Raw genomic sequence first — 550 nt, 5'->3', positions numbered from 1 at the left:
GACCGCGCGGGCCAGGATCCGCAGGCCCTCGTCCAGCTCCTCGGGCGAGATGGTCAGTGCCGGGAGCAGCTTGACGACCTCGCTCTCCGGGCCGGAGGTCTCGATCAGCAGGCCGAGTTCGAAGGCGCGCGAGGCGACGGCGCCGGCGCGGGACCTGTTGTGGAACTCCAGGCCCCACACCAGGCCGCGACCGCGGACGTCGGCGACCTCGTCGCCGTGCTCGGCGGCGATGGCGCGCAGCGCGGTCTCGACCTGCTCGCCGCGGGCCAGGGTCTGCTTCTCCATCTGGCCGTCGGCCCAGTAGGCGTTCAGCGCGGCGGTGGCGGTGACGAACGCCGGGTTGTTGCCGCGGAAGGTGCCGTTGTGCTCGCCTGGCTCCCACACGTCCAGCTCCGGCCGGAACAGGGTCAGCGCCATGGGCAGGCCGTAGCCGCTGATGGACTTGGAGACGGTGACGATGTCGGGGACGATGCCGGCCTCCTCGAAGGAGAAGAAGGCGCCGGTGCGGCCACAGCCCATCTGGATGTCGTCCACGATCAGCAGCATGTCC

General features: G+C 71.1%; 1 protein-coding gene. It reads right to left on the bottom strand.

Translation table 11 applies throughout. The annotated features are described in order from the left end of the window. On the bottom strand, positions 1 to 550 hold a 550-nt coding region (locus tag IF47_RS0126775), incomplete at both ends, for an aminotransferase class III-fold pyridoxal phosphate-dependent enzyme (RefSeq protein WP_031511617.1).

It is taken from the genome of Streptomyces megasporus (genome assembly GCF_000718985.1).
In the GTDB taxonomy this organism is placed as follows: Bacteria; Actinomycetota; Actinomycetes; order Streptomycetales; family Streptomycetaceae; genus Streptomyces; species Streptomyces megasporus.
Note: the sequence above shows the minus strand (reverse complement) of the source record. Positions and strands in the feature narration are given on the sequence as shown.